Origin of the sequence: Pseudomonas sp. Au-Pse12 (assembly GCF_021341665.1) — a bacterium.
Taxonomy (GTDB): domain Bacteria; phylum Pseudomonadota; class Gammaproteobacteria; order Pseudomonadales; family Pseudomonadaceae; genus Aquipseudomonas.
Genome location: NZ_JAJTTH010000009.1, coordinates 287,115 through 302,439 on the forward strand (window position 1 = coordinate 287,115; position 15,325 = coordinate 302,439).

Here is a 15,325-nt window from a genome sequence, read left to right on the forward strand (position 1 = left end):
CACTACGCTGTTCATACGCACATCCAGCCTTGGGCCCCAGTCGAGCGGCCGGGCAGGGATGACCGAAGGAGTGAATCATGTCCAACGAATCCAAGTGCCCGTTCAAACACACCGCCGGCGAAGGCACCAGCAACCGTGACTGGTGGCCCGGCCAACTGAACCTGAAGATCCTCCACCAGCACTCGCACCTGTCCGACCCGATGGCCGAGGGCTTCGACTACGCCGCCGAATTCAAGACCCTGGACCTGGCCGCCGTGAAGCGCGACCTGCTGGCCTTGATGACCGACTCCCAACCCTGGTGGCCGGCGGATTTCGGCCACTACGGCCCGCTGTTCATCCGCATGGCCTGGCACAGCGCCGGCACCTACCGCATTGCCGATGGCCGCGGCGGCGCCGGGGGCGGGCAGCAGCGCTTCGCCCCGCTCAACAGCTGGCCGGACAACGTCAGCCTGGACAAGGCGCGGCGGCTGATCTGGCCGATCAAGCAGAAGTACGGGCGCAAGCTCTCCTGGGCCGACCTGATCATCCTCACCGGCAACGTCGCCCTGGAATCCATGGGCTTTAAAACCTTCGGCTTCGGCGGAGGCCGCCAGGACGTCTGGGAGCCGGAAGACAACGTCTACTGGGGCAGCGAAACCACCTGGCTCGGCGACCAGCGCTACAGCGGCGACCGCGAGCTGGAGAACCCCCTGGGGGCGGTGCAGATGGGCCTGATCTACGTCAACCCGGAAGGCCCCAACGGCAACCCCGACCCGCTGGCGGCGGCCCGGGATATCCGCGAAACCTTCGCCCGCATGGCCATGGACGATGAAGAAACCGTGGCCCTGATCGCCGGTGGCCACACCTTCGGCAAGACCCATGGCGCCGGCCCGGCCAGCCATGTCGGCCCCGAGCCGGAAGCCGCCGGCCTGGAAGAACAGGGCCTGGGCTGGCGCAGCAGCTTCGGCACGGGTGTCGGTGGCGACGCCATCACCAGCGGTCTGGAAGTGATCTGGACCACCACCCCGACCCGCTGGAGCAACGACTTCTTCGATCACCTGTTCGGCTACGACTGGGAACTGACCACCAGCCCCGCCGGCGCCCATCAATGGCGACCCAAGGGCGGCGCCGGGGCCGACAGCGTGCCGGACCCCGCCGACCCGAATAAACGCCGCAGGCCGTCGATGCTCACCACCGACCTGTCGCTGCGTTTCGACCCGGCCTACGAGGCGATCTCCCGGCGCTTCCACCAGCACCCCGAGCAGTTGGCCGAAGCCTTCTCCCGCGCCTGGTTCAAGCTCACCCACCGCGACATGGGCCCGCGCGCCCGCTACCTGGGGCCGGAAGTGCCGGCCGAAGAACTGATCTGGCAAGACCCGATTCCGGCGCTGAACCACCCGCTGATCGACGCCCAGGACATCCAGCAGCTCAAGGCGCAGCTCCTCAATTCCGGCCTGTCGGTGGCGCAACTGGTGTCCACCGCTTGGGCCTCGGCCTCGACCTTTCGCGGCTCGGACAAGCGCGGCGGCGCCAACGGCGCGCGGATTCGCCTGGCCCCGCAAAAAGACTGGGAGGTCAACCAGCCGCAGCAACTGGCCCAGGTGCTGCAAGGCCTGGAAGCCATCCAGAGCGCCTTCAACAGCGCGCAAAGCAATGGCAAGCGCGTGTCCCTGGCCGACCTGATCGTCCTCGGCGGCTGCGCGGCGGTGGAGTTGGCGGCAAACAATGCCGGCTACAGCGTCAGCGTGCCGTTCACCCCGGGGCGCATGGACGCCAGCCAGGAACAGACCGATGTCGACTCCTTCGCGGTGCTGGAACCCGTGGCCGATGGCTTTCGTAACTACCTCAAGCCGGTTTCCGGCGTCACCGCTGAAGCCCTGCTAGTGGACAAGGCGCAACTGCTGACCCTCACCGCCCCGCAACTGACCGTGCTGCTGGGCGGCCTGCGGGTGCTGGGGGCCAACGTCGGGCAAGCGCCCCACGGCGTGTTCACCGCGCGCCCGGGCACCCTGAGCAACGACTTCTTCGTCAACCTGCTGGACATGGGCACCCAATGGAAGCCCCAGTCCGAGGCCCGCGAGCTGTACCAAGGCAGCGACCGCGCCACCGGGCAATACACATGGAGCGGCACCCGGGTCGACCTGCTGTTGGGCTCCAACTCGCAACTGCGGGCTTTGGCCGAGGTGTATGCAGCGGCGGATGCGGGAGAGAAGTTCGTGCGTGACTTTGTCGCCGCCTGGGACAAGGTGATGAACCTGGACCGGTTCGATCTGCACTAGAAAAAGGCGCGAGGCTGGGGAAACCCCAACACCTCACAAGGACTGGTCACCTGTGGCGAGGGAGCTTGCTCCCGCTGGGCTGCGAAGCGGCCCCAAAAACGCCACAGCCACCTCCCCAGTAAGGCGTTCCCAGCAACGCGGTCGCAGCCTTCTGGCCGCGACCACCCTTGAATCCGCGGGCGCTGCACCCACAGCGCCCGCCAGAGGCTCTACTGGGCCTTGAGGTACTCATTGAGAAACGCCTGGGCATCGCCATAGCTGGACAGGTTGCTGTCATAGCCCACCTTCAGCGGCTTGGCCTCACCTGGCAGATGCAGCTCGCCATAGCCTTCCTGAAGCAGCAGCACCACGAACTTCTGCCCATCCACCTGAGTGAAGTAACGGGTGTCGCGGTCGGTTTGCTCCACGCTCATTTTCTGAATGCGCATGTTCCAGTCGTGGTCGGCGTCTTCCACCTGCACCAACGCCTGATGGGCGCTGCGCTCACCAATGCGCAAGGTCCAGACCTTCACGCCGTGTGGCCCGGTGTAGGCCAGGATCTTGTCCGCCACCTGTGGCCGTTCCTCGGCCTGGGCCAGCCCGGTTCCCAGTACCCACGCCATGACCCATGCGGCCGCCCAACGGTAATAAAGCTGCATCCTTCTAGCTCCTGAACATGAAAAGGGGCGGTCATTGAAGCCGACCCGTGGGGTTCTGCCAAGCACCCGAGGCAACAGGCGGGATAAAAAAGCCTGCGTGCACACTCTTTGCGCCCCCAGCTAAATGCAGGTCGCAACCGTGGCAAGGCAAAACGTCGCCAGCGGTAGTCTAGGACGACCACCTGGGAGACTTTCGATGATTCGACGTGCGTGCTTGGTCGCTCTAATGACAATGACGGCATCAACCGCCTTTGGCGGCCCTGGCTACGATCATCTCTATGCTTTCGGTGACAGCTACTCCGACAACGGTGCGGGTGAAACCTTCACCCGAACAATGGCCGCGCAGAAGGTCAAAGATGCACAGGCGCTACCCGGTTCGTTGTATTGGCAGGGACGCTGGAGCAATGGCCCCACCGCCGTCGAGCACTTGGCGCAGGCCTTGAAAACCCCCTTGACCGACTACGCGATTGGCGGCGCCAAAAGCGGCAACGGCAACTACTACGCCTGGATGCAGCCCTCTCGCGACACTGGGGTTTTCGGCCAAATCGCCGATCATTTGCAAGCCGCCAAAACACACAAGGCGGATCCGAATGCGCTCTATTTCATTTTCATCTCAGCCAACGACTTTTTTGAATGGGCCGACTTCTCGCATCCAGAAACGATTGACGTGCTTGGCCAGAACAGCGTGGCGAACATACAGAAGAGCACCGAGGCGCTGATCGCAGCAGGCGCGAAACACGTGATGGTGGTGGGGACTACGGATTTGAGCCATGTGCCGGCTGTGGTGCAGGGCAATCAAGTCAAGAACGCAACACAATACCAACAGATACTCGAACAAAAACTGCCCGCCGTGCTGACAACACTGGCTAACGCCCATCACGTCAGTCTTAGTTACTTCGACCACCTGGCCTTCAGCAACAAACTTCGCGCGGCACCCGAGGCGGCGGGCCTGAAGGATCTGGATACCCCGTGCCAAGCCACCTATCCAGACGTCAAACCCGTGTGTGCGGATCCCGATGTCCATTACTACTGGGATGAATGGCACCCGACCCGCAAAGTCCACGCCCTGGCCGCCGAGGCGATGTTTGAAACGCTGAAAGCGAGCCGTTGAGGTTCGCTATCGGTCATAGCCGGTAGGCACCCCAGGCCTAGAGGCCAGCAACCAGTGCTCCAGTGGTATGCAGGACATGGGTTTGGCTCCATTCTTGAGGTCGTTGTTTGGGCTTGAACCCGATAAAGTGACCCGCCTCAAAGCGCCTAACGCACAAGCTGCGCCTCTGCACATTCCAGCCCGCGATCGCGCTCCGATTCGAAGGCCGTTGTTTCAGGACGAATACCCCATGAGCCAACTCACCGCACTGATTGCCCAAGCCAAAGCCGGGCTTTCGGTCCAGCAAAACATTCCCCAGGAACGCTGGGAGGCCATCGCCACCCAGTGCGGCGCCGAGGAAATCGCCGAGATCAAAACCCGCATCGCCTCACTCAAGGCCACCCGCGAAGCCGTCGAAGAATGGGACGGCGACACCCGCGATGACCTGTATTTCGCCATCGCCAATTTCACCCGCCTGCTGGAACTGGCCACGGCCTACGCACAAGGTGAATGAACATGCCGGCTGAGCGCACAACGGATTATGTCGAGAGCAGCGAGGGCGCCGTGCGCCTATGGATAGAGCAGGGCAGTGCCATTCATCTCAAGGCCTGCACCGAACACAACGACCCCGTGGAGCTGACGGCAGAACAGGCCCTGGAACTGGCCCAGGCATTACAACGTTTGGCCAGCCGCCTGGCGGACTGAAAACAGCCCCAAGACCCGCGCCCACGCAACCACCTGGGCAACGGCACGCCTGAGAGGAACAGCCCCTGTTTAACGAACTAGTGTTTTTGCCCGAAGAGCCCGACCAGGGCTCCGCCTACCTCGGCGGCAACCCCTACCTGCCTGAGTCCATCCCTTGGCCCACGGACTCGACGGGCGCCCCCTTGCTGCACCTTGCCAGCCTGCCGGCCAGCGTTATCAATCGATACCTTGCCGGCATGCAATTGAATGACGAGCTGGTGGTTTCGCTGTTTACGCCTTACTCAATCGTCAGCGACACCTACATCGAGCAGGCCATGCAAGAGGGCGGCAAGGTGCTGGCCTACAGGCCCGCGGCGCGACAGGTGGATGGTTACGGACAGCCCATCACCCCGGCGCGGCGAATCGCCGTGGTTGAAAATCCGGGGCAGGACAGCGACGAAAACGGCCTGGCTAAAATCGCCGGAATACCCGCCTGGATTCAGGATCAAGAGACACGCCCAGGCTTGAACTATGTGCTGCAGATCAACAACTCCCGGTTGAACAGGGCCGCTCCAGGGCACAAGGGCATTTTGGTCGGCGGAACCGGCTACCTGCTATTGAAGCAAGGCATTGATGACGAAGACCTGATGGCCGGGGCCCTGATCATCCAGAGTTCATAAGACAGGGGGCGGGCCCTCAGCCCACGAGGGCAAAATCCTTGGGATCGAAGCGCTCGCGGGTGTCCATCTGAACATTGCGCAGGCTCGCGGTTTGCTGCTGGCTGGCGTACAGCGGCTCGGCAAAATAACTGATCAGCAGCGAACGCCGACGCGCGCCACTCGGGTTGCGGCAGGCCCCGTGCACCAGATCGACATCGAACAGCAGAATGTCCCCCGCAGCACCGGACAGCTGCATCGCGCGTGATTCGTCGGCGAAGTCGAACGGCGGCTCCTGCGCAGCGGGGCGATGACTGCCGGGAACCAGCCGCGTCGCGCCGTTCTGCGGCCCGTAGTCGTCGAGATAGGCGATGGCATTGACCACATCCCCCGGCCGTTGCACCGACAAGTCACGGTGCAACACCTGATGACCGCCCCCGGCCACGGGCTCACGCCCCTCCACCTGGGCGAGAAAGAAACGCTCGCCGATCAACTCGCCCACCACCGCCAGCACCTGGGGCAAGCGGCATAGGGCCTGCACCCGCACATCCATATCCAACTGCGAATGGCGCCAGTCCCAGCCACGGGGCACGGGCCATTGGTCCGACGGCTTTACCCCAGCATCGAAGGTGGCGCGCAGGTCCGCCAGCCAGTCGAGTGGGATGGCTTGGCGCAGCAGGGTATAGCCATTGCGATGGAGCTGTTCGCGGGCGGTCATGGGGGGCTGGATATCCTTATCTGCAATAACGTGCCGAGCATACCTGTGGGCAAAAGCCCTGGACATAACCGGCGACGGTTTAGACATTGCCCCAATGTGAACAGCCGCCTAGTCTGCTGCGGTCGCTGCAAAATCAGCGACCGGGCCTGAGAACCCGATCAGATGCAGGCACATTGTTGATCTGGGAGTTTCAATCATGTCTGCCGGTAATCTGTCCGAAATTTGCTGTCGTTCCTTTCACCTTCCTCCGCTCAAAAGCCTCTGCTGCCAGACCCTGGCGGGAGGTGCTCGATGAGCCATTCAAATTCAATCAAAACCCAAGGTTTTGTCACTTTTGGCCAATGTGCCGATCCTGAACTAACGTTGTTTCGCGTCAATGCGGATGTGCCTTTGCAGCAGGCGTTGGAGCAGGCTTCGACGCTGTTGTACTACGCCAAGAAGTTAGCGCTGGATGCGGCTATGGAAGAGCAGGGGGAGAGGTATGCGTGGGCGGCGTATTTTTTGGCGGAGATGGGGAAGGCGGTGATTGATGATGTGGGGTTTGGGTGGAGGGATAGAAGGGATGGGAGCGACTCTGAGTTAGGACAACATCGCACGGAGTAGATAGAAGCAAAGTAGATCAGAGCATATTTGCCTCGCAACGCGATTTTTGTTGCAGTTCTGACTGTCAAATTCGCTCTAAAACGTTTTCACACAGCCTGGGTCATTTTCTGTTTGTTGCGAAGGCTGTTACCGAACCAATGCAGCCCTTTACGTCCAGCAGCAGTCGGCCAACTGCTACCGGCAACGCTGCCTACGAAATCATGAGCGATTCACTGAACGTGGCTGCGAAGTCAATGACCTCATTGTGCTGGCGAATTGCTTGCAGTTTCGAAGGCGGTAAAGTAGGCTTTTCGGGCCTCCATTCAGGTATTAAATAGGGTTGTTCAAATGCGACCCAGCTCAAAAATGCTACAAGCAACAGCCCTTTGCGACTCTGGGGAATTATCTTTAAAGGAATAGGGTGAAATATGAATGGAGGCTTTTTCCTAAACTTATTGGCCCTCAATCCATATACTGCTCCTGAAGAGCTGGCAACACTTCTTGGGACGAGCTACGGAAAAATCAAGCATTTTTACTACCGTGGAGAAATGAAGCGGCATTATTTTGCATTTGAAATTCCGAAGAAAAATGGCGGAAAACGAAAAATATTGGCACCAACCGACAAGCTTAAAACTATTCAAGGGCGGATAGCGGGCTTGCTTTCAAAACTCTACAAACCACGGGCACCAGTTAAGGCATTTTTAGTTGGGCAATCAATTGTCGCCAACGCCCGGCCTCATTGCAGAAAAAAATACGTTTTCAATGTCGATTTGGAGAACTTTTTCGGAACTATAACTTTCGGGCGTGTCCGTGGGATGTTAATGGCGAAGCCTTATTCGCTTTCCCCAGCGACCGCATCAGTAATTGCGCACTTAACCACTGTAGATGGTGTATTGCCCCAGGGTGCTCCAAGCTCTCCAGTTATATCAAACATGCTATGTGCCAGCTTAGATAGAGACCTTTATTCGTTGGCAAAGCGTCATCGCGCAGTTTATACACGCTATGCTGACGATATGACGTTTTCATTCTATAGCCCGATAGAGCATGTTCCTAAAGAAGTGGTAGAGTGGCGAGAGCTTAATGGTAGGCCAAATCATTACAGTAGCAAGGTCGGGCATGAGCTCGCTGCTGTAATCGAAACTCACGGTTTCAAAATCAACGAAGATAAAGTTAGATTACAGGGCGCTCGTGAGCGGCAGCTCGTAACTGGGCTCGTGACTAATCAAAAGCCAAATGTACCCCGGCCATACATTAGAAAAACTGCGGCTTTGATACACTCGATAGAGAAGCTTGGCCTAGAAGTTTCGAACTCGGTTTTCAAAGAAAAAAACCAAAATTCTACTGCAAGTATTGAGACTCATCTGCAAGGGCGATTACTTTACATCAAACAAGTAGTTGGTGATGAGTCAGAGGTCTACAGAAGGCTTGCGCACAGATACAATATGCTACCGATTAACTCCAAAGTTCCTAATGCTCCAATTGCTACTCGTGAAGACTCAGATAATTTTAAGGTTGGAAAATTCATAAAGGACAAGTGTTGGGTTATTGAGATTAATGAGGAGATAAATGGCAGGCTTGTCAATAGCCAAGGTAGTGCGTTCCTGATAGGCGGTCGCTTATTGGTAACTTGTGAGCATGTGCTTGCTGAGCTATTTGGCGATGGTGTAAGAGTTGAGGTTGATGAATGCTTGATCAGGAGGATGGGGGACGAAAATATTTATGAGGCAAAGGTAATCATTCGTAATAAAGACCTTGATCTTGCGGTGTTGAAAATCGTAGATCCTCCCGCGGGTCTAGAAGTGTTCTCGCTGGAGGATGTTAGAGAGCCCAACATTGGTGATCGTGTAGCGGTTCTAGGCTTCCCAAATTTCAAAGAGGGAAGTAGTGATGTCGGAGTATTGAAGTGTAGACTTACCAATAAATATCCGTTGAGTGGTGTGATGCATAGTGAAGTTGATAAGACATTGTATTCTGGAAATAGTGGTGGGCCCGTAATTAATTCGAGCTACCACGTAGTTGGAATTGCAGCTCAAGGTGCCGCTGGCAGCCCGGAAGGTAAAAACTCGTTCATTAGAGTTTCTGAGTTAAAAGAATATCTAGAAAAAAGCGGAGTAATTTAGTCTCGCTTGGTTTTTCGACTCCTTTCAAAAAATGCTAATCACAGCAGCATGTTATGTAAACGATGGCTGCTAAAACATGCTGCAACACCTTAGTGGTAGGAATGTGGTAGTGAGTTATGCGCAATTCATTATCGGCGTAAACTTGTGAGAATTAGCGACCGCTTTTGGCCGAAAGCAGCCTTAAGTTGAAGGGTGTCTTGGATTAAGCGTAGTTTTTTCCAGCTTCTCATATCGTTTATTTATGAGGGTGGTTATAGCTTTAAGTATAAAATTTAAAAATCAGAAGATCATTTGTTTTAAATGGCGAAACTAAATACGTAGAGAGAGGTAAGCGTGGAAGAAATCAATGGCTTCATTGGTCAGCTAAAGCCACTGGCAGAGCTTTTATATTTCATTTCTGCAATTGGGTTGGCAATATTTGCATATATAGGGTTGCAGCAAATTTCCATCCTCAAAAGTACCGCAGCCACACAGGCAAAACGCGACGCTTTGAAACTGACTTCAGAGCAGTGCTCTTACTATTCGGACAAAATAATCCCAAGACAAAATGAGTTTCATAGAAAAATAAAAGAGCACAATGTTAAGTTTTTCGAAGGATGGACTGTCGCTGTACAAAATAATCAAATCGTAGCATCTAGGTCAAAACCAAACGTTCTTCCTGATTTTGACAAAGCGCTTGATAGTTTGGACTTTCTTAATCTAATGGAGTCATTTTCCACGTACTTCACATCGAGAGTCGCTGACGAGGCGGTTGCATACAATTCTGTAGGAGTAACTTTTTTAGGTGCTTGTGAAGACGTAATGCCATGGATACTCACTTGCCGGAAAAGCGGTTATTTTAAAAATCTAGTTAAACTATATATATTGTGGAGAACCCGTTCAGATAAAGAAAAGCTTTTACTAAAAAAACTAAAAATTGATAAAGAGTTGGCGGAGACAATGACAACAATTCAGTCTCCGATTGGTACTGGCGCTGATTGATTTGGTTTTTATATTGATGGGTCCTTAGATGCTAAGAGGGTACTGACCCAGTCACTCAATTTTTCGGCCAAGCGATGCAGTGATATTACGGTTGGCATCAAGGTTTAGATCATAACTGTTGCAGTTGGGTTTGAGTTTTTCTACGCGTCGCCATTCTCAACTATGGGCCGAAATCCGACGAACAGAATAAGTTGTACATGATCGCATAGCTTATTGTTTTTAGGTCAGAGCTTAACTACTTTTCGCCGGTCTTTAGCTTCAGAAGAGCAGACATTCTCCGCATCAATCTAAAAGGCTGTTTATCCACGTGCTTTGTTTAAGGGAGCAGACATGACCGTTGAACTCACCGAATTCAGACATTTGCTAGAGGCCGGGCGGCGCTATCTGGAAGGAGTCACGACTCTCGCTGAGCTGAACGGTCGAGTCAGGGCAACGCTGGAGGCCGGACACTTCTGGGGAGCAGCAGCGCCACTAATGGAGCTCGCCCGACACTGGGAACACATGATTAACCACGCCTGGAATGAGATGGGCGAGCGACCCGCTCCACTGACCGAGGTCCAGTTCAGAGAGTGGTTACGGCAGCAGTTCTACTTCCCAGCCCGTGACGGCTGATCATCAGCAAGCAAAAGAGCGGTGCAGGGCGCTACCGCTCAGAATTACCTACCTCAAAACGTCGGCGGCGTAATCACCCACAACACCACCGCATCCTCCTCCCCTGGATTCCCATACTTATGCGGTTCCTGGCTGGAAAAGCTAAAGCTATCCCCCTCACTCAGCTGAAAATACCGTTCCCCCACCCACAGCTCAAAACTCCCCGACAGCACATACCCGGCTTCTTCGCCTTCATGGCTGTAACTCTCCTTGCTGTACGTCCCCGGCGGAAAGCGTGAGTGCAAAAACTCCAGCTGCCGGGTCGGTTGCGGGGTTAACAGCTGATCAATAATCCCGTTCTCATAATTCACCTGCAGCCGCTGTTTCTTGCGCACCACGTACCCCTGATCCTCGGGCGCGGTCTGGGTTTCGCTGGCGAAGAACCACTGGATGGTCACGCCCAGGCTGCGGGCGATGTTGAACAGGGCGGGGATGGAGGGGTAGGCGAGGTTGCGCTCCAGTTGGCTGATATAGCCGGCGGTGAGTTCGCTCTGCTGGGCCAGTTCGCTCAGGGTCAGGCCGCGGCGTTTGCGCAGGCCGCGGATACGGGTGCCAAGGAACTGTGGGCCGCCAGGGGCTTGGTTGTCGCTGCCGGGCTCGGGCGGCGTCTTGCTGCTTTGATTCATGGCGGGCTCCGGACCAGGTGAACGGGCGCGTCCGGGCACCCGTCCTGCAAAAGCCCTGGAGTATAAAGCAGCCTCAAAGCGCCCAGGCGACTTTCAAGCCTTCATGGATGGCTTCTTCCACGGTGCGCGGTGCCAGGCAGTCGCCGATACGCTGGAAGGGCACCAGGCCCTTGAGTTGTTGGCCGAGGTCGTCCACCGATTGGTGGCCTTGGCACAGCACCAGGCTGTCGACGTTTTCCAGGAGCATGGGTTCGCCGCTGGCGGTGTGTTGCAGGTACACGGTGCTGTCGTCGCAGCCGTAGAGGCGGGCGTAGGGGATGATCGGGATCGCCAGCTTGTGCAGTTCGCCGGCCAGCTGGTCGCGCACGTACAGCGGCAGGCTTTCGCCGCAGTGGGTGCCGTTGACCGCCAGTTGCACCTGGTGCCCGGCGCGTACCAGGCGTTCGGCGATGCCGGGGCCGATCCAGTCGCAGCGCCAGTCGGCCACCACCACGCTGCGGCCCAGTTGCACTTCATCGCGCAGTACTTGCCAGGCGTCCACCACTTGCAGCTCGCCGCCGCGTTCGAAGTTCGGCCAGTAGGGTTGGGCGCCGGTGGCGATGATCACGTGGTCGGGGTTTTCGCGCTCGATCAGGGCGCGGTCGACTCGGGTGTTGCGCACCACTTCGACACCGGCCAGTTGCATTTCCCGTTGCAGGTTGGTGCTGGCGCCGCCGAATTCGCTGCGCCGGGGCAGCAGTTGCGCCAGTTGGATCTGGCCGCCCAGTTGCGCGCTGGCTTCGTAGAGGGTGACGTGGTGGCCGCGTTGCGCGGCGACGGCGGCGGCTTTCATCCCGGCCGGGCCGCCGCCCACCACCAGGATGCGTTTGCCGCGGGCGCTGGGCTTGGGTTGGCCGTAGAGCAGTTCGCGGCCGGTTTCCGGGTGCTGGATGCAGGAGATCGGCAGGCCCTTGTGGAAGTGGCCGATGCACGCCTGGTTGCAGGCGATGCAGGCGCGTACGTCTTCGGCGTGGCCGCTGTCGCTCTTGTTGGGCATTTGCGGGTCGCAGATCAGCGCGCGGGTCATGCCGCACACATCGGCCTGGCCCTTGGCGATGATGGCTTCGGCTTCCTGGGGCTGATTGATGCGCCCGGTGACGAACAGCGGGATCGATAGCCCGGCTTTGAAGGTGCCAGCTTCCCGGGCCAGATAAGCCGCTTCCACCGCCATGGGCGGGACGATGTGCACCGCGCCGCCGAGGGAGGCGGAGGTGCCGGCGACTATGTGCACGTAGTCCAGTTGCCCTTGCAGCAGTTGCACGGCGGCCAGGGATTCGTCTTCGGTGAGGCCTTCGGGGTCGCGTTCATCGGCGGAAATGCGCAGGCCGATGATGAAGTCTTGATCGGTGCTGGCGCGCATGGCGTCGAGGATTTCCCGGATAAAGCGCAGGCGCTGTTCCAGTTCGCCGTTGTAGCCGTCGGTGCGGCGGTTGACCCGCGGGTTGATGAACTGCGCCGGCAGGTAGCCGTGGCTGGCCACCAGCTCCACGCCGTCCAGGCCGGCCTGATGCAGGCGCCGGGCGGCGTCGGCGTAGCCCTGGATGATCTCGTCGATCATGGCCTGGTCCAGGGCCCGGGGCATGACCCGGAAGCGTTCGTTGGGCACCGCCGAAGGGGCGTAGGCCACGGCCAGCAGGCCGTCGGCGGACTCCATGATTTCCCGCCCCGGGTGGAAGATCTGCGACAGCACCACCGTGCCGTGGGCGTGGCAGGTTTCCGCCAGGCGCCGGTAGCCGTCGATGCAGGCGTCGTCGGTGGCCATCAGCACGTGGCTGGTGTAGCGCGCACTGTCGTGGACCCCGGCCACCTGCAGCACGATCAGGCCGACGCCGCCTTCGGCCCGGGCGCGGTGGTAGGCAATCAGCTGTTCGTTGACCAGGTTGTCGGTGGGCATCGAGGTGTCGTGGCCGCTGGACATGATGCGGTTCTTCAGGCGTTTGCCACGGATCTGCAAGGGTGCGAACAGGTGCGGGAAGGCGCTGGTCATTGCGGTGACTCCAGGCGGGCCAAGGGCAGGGGAGCACAGCCTTGGCGTTGTTATTGTTTGGCTATCAAAATTTACCGCCAGTAAAAAATCAACTTGTTTTTTTACTAAGGCTTGCAGTAGTTTCGATCTGCGCCCGCTTTTGGCGCGAACCTCACAACAATAAAAAAGGGCCGTGCCGGCGCCTGCCGGTGTGGCACCGCGACGAGGATTCACAGATGAAAGCGCTCACCCGCAAGCACGGTTGTTCTCTCCTGGCCCTGAGCCTGGCCCTGGGTTTGACCCTGGGCCAGGGCACTGCCCAGGCAGCCCCCGACATGGTGGTCGTGGCGTACGGCGGAGCCGGACAAAAAGCCCAGGACGTGGCGTTGTTCCAACCCTTCAGCAAGGCCGATGGCAGCAAGCTGATCCAGAGCGAATACAACGGCGAAATGGCCCGGATCAAGGTCATGGTCGACACCGGCAACGTCGATTGGGACCTGGTGCAGATCGAAGGCCCGGACCTGATGCGCGGCTGCGAGGAGGGCATGTACGAGCCCCTGGACTGGAAGGCCCTGGGCCGCGCCGAGCAGTTGATTGCCGACGCCGCCCAGCCCTGCGGCTCGGCGGTGCTGGTGTGGAGCGTGGCCATCGCCTACGACCGCAACAAGCTGGCCAAGGCGCCGGCGTCCTGGGCGGATTTCTGGGACGTCAAGCAGTTCCCCGGCAAGCGCGGCCTGCGCAAGCGCGCGGTGTACAACCTGGAGTTCGCGCTGATGGCCGATGGGGTCAAGGTCGAGGACGTGTACAAGGTCCTGGCCACGCCGCAAGGGGTGGAGCGGGCCTTCGCCAAGCTGACCGAACTCAAGCCCTACATCCAGTGGTGGGAAGCCGGGGCCCAGCCGGGGCAGTGGCTGGCCGCCGGCGATGTGGTGATGACCTCGACCTACAGCGGCCGCATCGCCGTGGCCGCCCAGGCCGGCGCGCCGTTGGCAGTGGTCTGGCCCGGCAGCCTGTACGGCATGGACTACTGGGCGATCATCAAGGGCTCGAAACACGTGGATCAGGCCAAGCGTTTCATCGCCTTCGCCAACCGCCCCGAGGTCCAGGTCGACTACGTCAAGCAGATCCCCTATGGCCCGACCAACACCCTGGCCGCGGCCAAGCTCGACCCGGCCCTGGCGCAGTGGGTGCCGACCTCGGAACAGAACCTCAAGGACGCCCTGGCGATGAACGTGGAGTTCTGGGTCGATCATGGCGAAGAGCTGGAAGAGCGCTTCAACGCCTGGGCCAGCAAGTAAGCGCACCGGGCTGGACGCCTGCGGGCGTCCGGTCCTATTGTTTGCCCGCCCAGATTGCCCCACCCACCCGCCTGGAGGACTCCAACAATGAACAATATCGCTCCCAGCCCCCACGCCAACGCCGAGCGCAGCGCCACCGAACAGCGTCTGCGGCAAGAGCTGGCGGCCTGCTACCGGCTGATCGCGCACTTTCGCATGACCGACCTGATCTTCACCCACATCTCGGTGCGCCTGCCCGGGCCCGAGCATCACTTTCTGATCAACCCCTACGGCCTGATGTTCGAGGAAATCACCGCCTCCAACCTGGTGAAGATCGACCTCAACGGCGAGGCCGTGGAGCCGTCGCCGTACCCGGTGAACCCGGCGGGTTTCGTGATTCATAGCGCGATTCATGGCGCCCGCGAAGACGCCCAGTGCGTGCTGCACACCCACACCAAGGCCGGTTGCGCGGTGGCGGCGCTCAAATGCGGCTTGCTGCCGGTGAACCAGATCTCCATGGAGTTCTATGGCCGCGTGGCCTATCACGACTACGAAGGCGTGGCCCTGGACCTGGGCGAACAGCAACGACTGGTGGCTGATCTGGGCGACAAGAGCGTGCTGATGCTGCGCAACCATGGCCTGCTCACTGTGGGCGAAACCGTGAGCCAGGCGTTTTTGCGCATGTACTACCTGGAGAAAGCCTGCGAGATCCAGCTGGCGGCCCAGGCGGCGGGGGAGATCGTCCTGCCGCCGGACGCGGTCTGCGCCCACACCGAACGCCAGTTCAACGACCCGGGCCGGCCACTGCAGGAAGGCGAACTCAACGACCCGGACGCCATGCAACTGGCCTGGGCGGCGCTGCTGCGCCTGCTGGAGCGTATCGCCCCCGACTACCGCGCCTGACCACACCTGGGTTTGTATCTACCTGTAGCCGCTGCTGAGCCCTGGCGAAGCTGCGAAAAGGCCCGCAGGGCCTTGCTTGGCGATCGCCAGCCGAACTTGTGTCGTCTTCACGATCTTTGTGTCTCTACGGGCCGTT

15 protein-coding genes are annotated in these 15,325 nt (G+C 58.9%); 11 read left to right on the plus strand and 4 right to left on the minus strand.

Going from position 1 to position 15,325, the window contains the following annotated elements; all coding sequences use genetic code 11:
* Positions 1-77 precede the first annotated feature (77 nt).
* Positions 78-2,258, plus strand: coding sequence for a catalase/peroxidase HPI (katG, locus tag LXM55_RS24735; RefSeq protein ID WP_233322782.1), 2,181 nt, complete (start codon positions 78-80; stop codon positions 2,256-2,258).
* 209 nt (positions 2,259-2,467) lie between these two features.
* On the opposite strand, the gene LXM55_RS24740 is transcribed toward katG, so the two are convergent.
* A complete protein-coding gene (locus tag LXM55_RS24740) occupies positions 2,468-2,896 on the minus strand; it encodes a hypothetical protein (protein WP_233322783.1) in 429 nt (142 codons plus the stop codon).
* A gap of 196 nt (positions 2,897-3,092) precedes the next feature.
* Here LXM55_RS24740 and LXM55_RS24745 point away from each other — a divergent pair, with 196 nt between their 5' ends.
* From LXM55_RS24745 to LXM55_RS24760, 4 genes are all read left to right on the plus strand, one after another.
* Positions 3,093-4,007, plus strand: coding sequence for an SGNH/GDSL hydrolase family protein (locus LXM55_RS24745; protein ID WP_233322784.1), 915 nt, complete (start codon positions 3,093-3,095; stop codon positions 4,005-4,007).
* Positions 4,008-4,236: 229 nt separating this feature from the next.
* The gene (locus LXM55_RS24750) at positions 4,237-4,500 is read left to right on the plus strand and encodes a hypothetical protein (protein ID WP_233322785.1); all 264 of its coding nucleotides are present in this window, start codon (positions 4,237-4,239) and stop codon (positions 4,498-4,500) included.
* A gap of 2 nt (positions 4,501-4,502) precedes the next feature.
* Positions 4,503-4,691, plus strand: coding sequence for a hypothetical protein (locus LXM55_RS24755; RefSeq protein ID WP_233322786.1), 189 nt, complete (start codon positions 4,503-4,505; stop codon positions 4,689-4,691).
* Between the two features lie 86 nt (positions 4,692-4,777).
* The gene (locus tag LXM55_RS24760; protein ID WP_233322787.1) at positions 4,778-5,350 is read left to right on the plus strand and encodes a DUF1963 domain-containing protein; all 573 of its coding nucleotides are present in this window, start codon (positions 4,778-4,780) and stop codon (positions 5,348-5,350) included.
* Between the two features lie 16 nt (positions 5,351-5,366).
* On the opposite strand, the gene LXM55_RS24765 is transcribed toward LXM55_RS24760, so the two are convergent.
* Positions 5,367-6,044: a phytanoyl-CoA dioxygenase family protein gene (locus tag LXM55_RS24765; protein WP_233322788.1), complete on the minus strand. Its 678-nt coding sequence runs from the start codon at positions 6,042-6,044 to the stop codon at positions 5,367-5,369.
* Positions 6,045-6,335: 291 nt separating this feature from the next.
* On the opposite strand from LXM55_RS24765, the gene LXM55_RS24770 reads away from it, so the two are divergent.
* The 4 genes from LXM55_RS24770 (at position 6,336) to LXM55_RS24785 (ending at position 10,339) form a co-directional block, all read left to right on the plus strand.
* A complete protein-coding gene (locus tag LXM55_RS24770; RefSeq protein ID WP_233322789.1) occupies positions 6,336-6,647 on the plus strand; it encodes a DUF3077 domain-containing protein in 312 nt (103 codons plus the stop codon).
* A gap of 407 nt (positions 6,648-7,054) precedes the next feature.
* Entirely contained in the window at positions 7,055-8,746 is a 1,692-nt protein-coding gene (locus LXM55_RS24775; protein ID WP_233322790.1) for a trypsin-like peptidase domain-containing protein, read from the plus strand.
* A gap of 333 nt (positions 8,747-9,079) precedes the next feature.
* Positions 9,080-9,727, plus strand: a complete 648-nt coding sequence (locus tag LXM55_RS24780; protein ID WP_233322791.1) for a hypothetical protein — start codon at positions 9,080-9,082, stop codon at positions 9,725-9,727.
* A 330-nt stretch (positions 9,728-10,057) separates the two neighbouring features.
* Positions 10,058-10,339: a hypothetical protein gene (locus LXM55_RS24785; RefSeq protein ID WP_233322792.1), complete on the plus strand. Its 282-nt coding sequence runs from the start codon at positions 10,058-10,060 to the stop codon at positions 10,337-10,339.
* A 53-nt stretch (positions 10,340-10,392) separates the two neighbouring features.
* On the opposite strand, the gene LXM55_RS24790 is transcribed toward LXM55_RS24785, so the two are convergent.
* Entirely contained in the window at positions 10,393-11,004 is a 612-nt protein-coding gene (locus tag LXM55_RS24790; protein ID WP_060838987.1) for a cupin domain-containing protein, read from the minus strand.
* 73 nt (positions 11,005-11,077) lie between these two features.
* A complete protein-coding gene (locus tag LXM55_RS24795; protein ID WP_233322793.1) occupies positions 11,078-13,030 on the minus strand; it encodes an oxidoreductase in 1,953 nt (650 codons plus the stop codon).
* A 215-nt stretch (positions 13,031-13,245) separates the two neighbouring features.
* On the opposite strand from LXM55_RS24795, the gene LXM55_RS24800 reads away from it, so the two are divergent.
* Positions 13,246-14,307, plus strand: coding sequence for an ABC transporter substrate-binding protein (locus LXM55_RS24800; RefSeq protein ID WP_233322794.1), 1,062 nt, complete (start codon positions 13,246-13,248; stop codon positions 14,305-14,307).
* Positions 14,308-14,394: 87 nt separating this feature from the next.
* A complete protein-coding gene (locus tag LXM55_RS24805; protein ID WP_060838990.1) occupies positions 14,395-15,189 on the plus strand; it encodes a class II aldolase/adducin family protein in 795 nt (264 codons plus the stop codon).
* Positions 15,190-15,325: the final 136 nt, after the last annotated feature.

Excerpts from the sequence above, each read along its gene's own strand:
- LXM55_RS24790 (WP_060838987.1), bottom strand. The coding sequence starts at position 11,004 with ATGAATCAAAGCAGCAAGACGCCGCCCGAGCCCGGCAGCGACAACCAA.
- LXM55_RS24795 (WP_233322793.1), bottom strand. The coding sequence starts at position 13,030 with ATGACCAGCGCCTTCCCGCACCTGTTCGCACCCTTGCAGATCCGTGGC.
- LXM55_RS24785 (WP_233322792.1), top strand. The coding sequence starts at position 10,058 with ATGACCGTTGAACTCACCGAATTCAGACATTTGCTAGAGGCCGGGCGG.
- LXM55_RS24770 (WP_233322789.1), top strand. The coding sequence starts at position 6,336 with ATGAGCCATTCAAATTCAATCAAAACCCAAGGTTTTGTCACTTTTGGC.
- LXM55_RS24740 (WP_233322783.1), bottom strand. The coding sequence starts at position 2,896 with ATGCAGCTTTATTACCGTTGGGCGGCCGCATGGGTCATGGCGTGGGTA.
- LXM55_RS24765 (WP_233322788.1), bottom strand. The coding sequence starts at position 6,044 with ATGACCGCCCGCGAACAGCTCCATCGCAATGGCTATACCCTGCTGCGC.
- LXM55_RS24755 (WP_233322786.1), top strand. The coding sequence starts at position 4,503 with ATGCCGGCTGAGCGCACAACGGATTATGTCGAGAGCAGCGAGGGCGCC.
- LXM55_RS24750 (WP_233322785.1), top strand. The coding sequence starts at position 4,237 with ATGAGCCAACTCACCGCACTGATTGCCCAAGCCAAAGCCGGGCTTTCG.
- LXM55_RS24805 (WP_060838990.1), top strand. The coding sequence starts at position 14,395 with ATGAACAATATCGCTCCCAGCCCCCACGCCAACGCCGAGCGCAGCGCC.
- LXM55_RS24800 (WP_233322794.1), top strand. The coding sequence starts at position 13,246 with ATGAAAGCGCTCACCCGCAAGCACGGTTGTTCTCTCCTGGCCCTGAGC.
- LXM55_RS24775 (WP_233322790.1), top strand. The coding sequence starts at position 7,055 with ATGAATGGAGGCTTTTTCCTAAACTTATTGGCCCTCAATCCATATACT.
- LXM55_RS24745 (WP_233322784.1), top strand. The coding sequence starts at position 3,093 with ATGATTCGACGTGCGTGCTTGGTCGCTCTAATGACAATGACGGCATCA.
- katG (WP_233322782.1), top strand. The coding sequence starts at position 78 with ATGTCCAACGAATCCAAGTGCCCGTTCAAACACACCGCCGGCGAAGGC.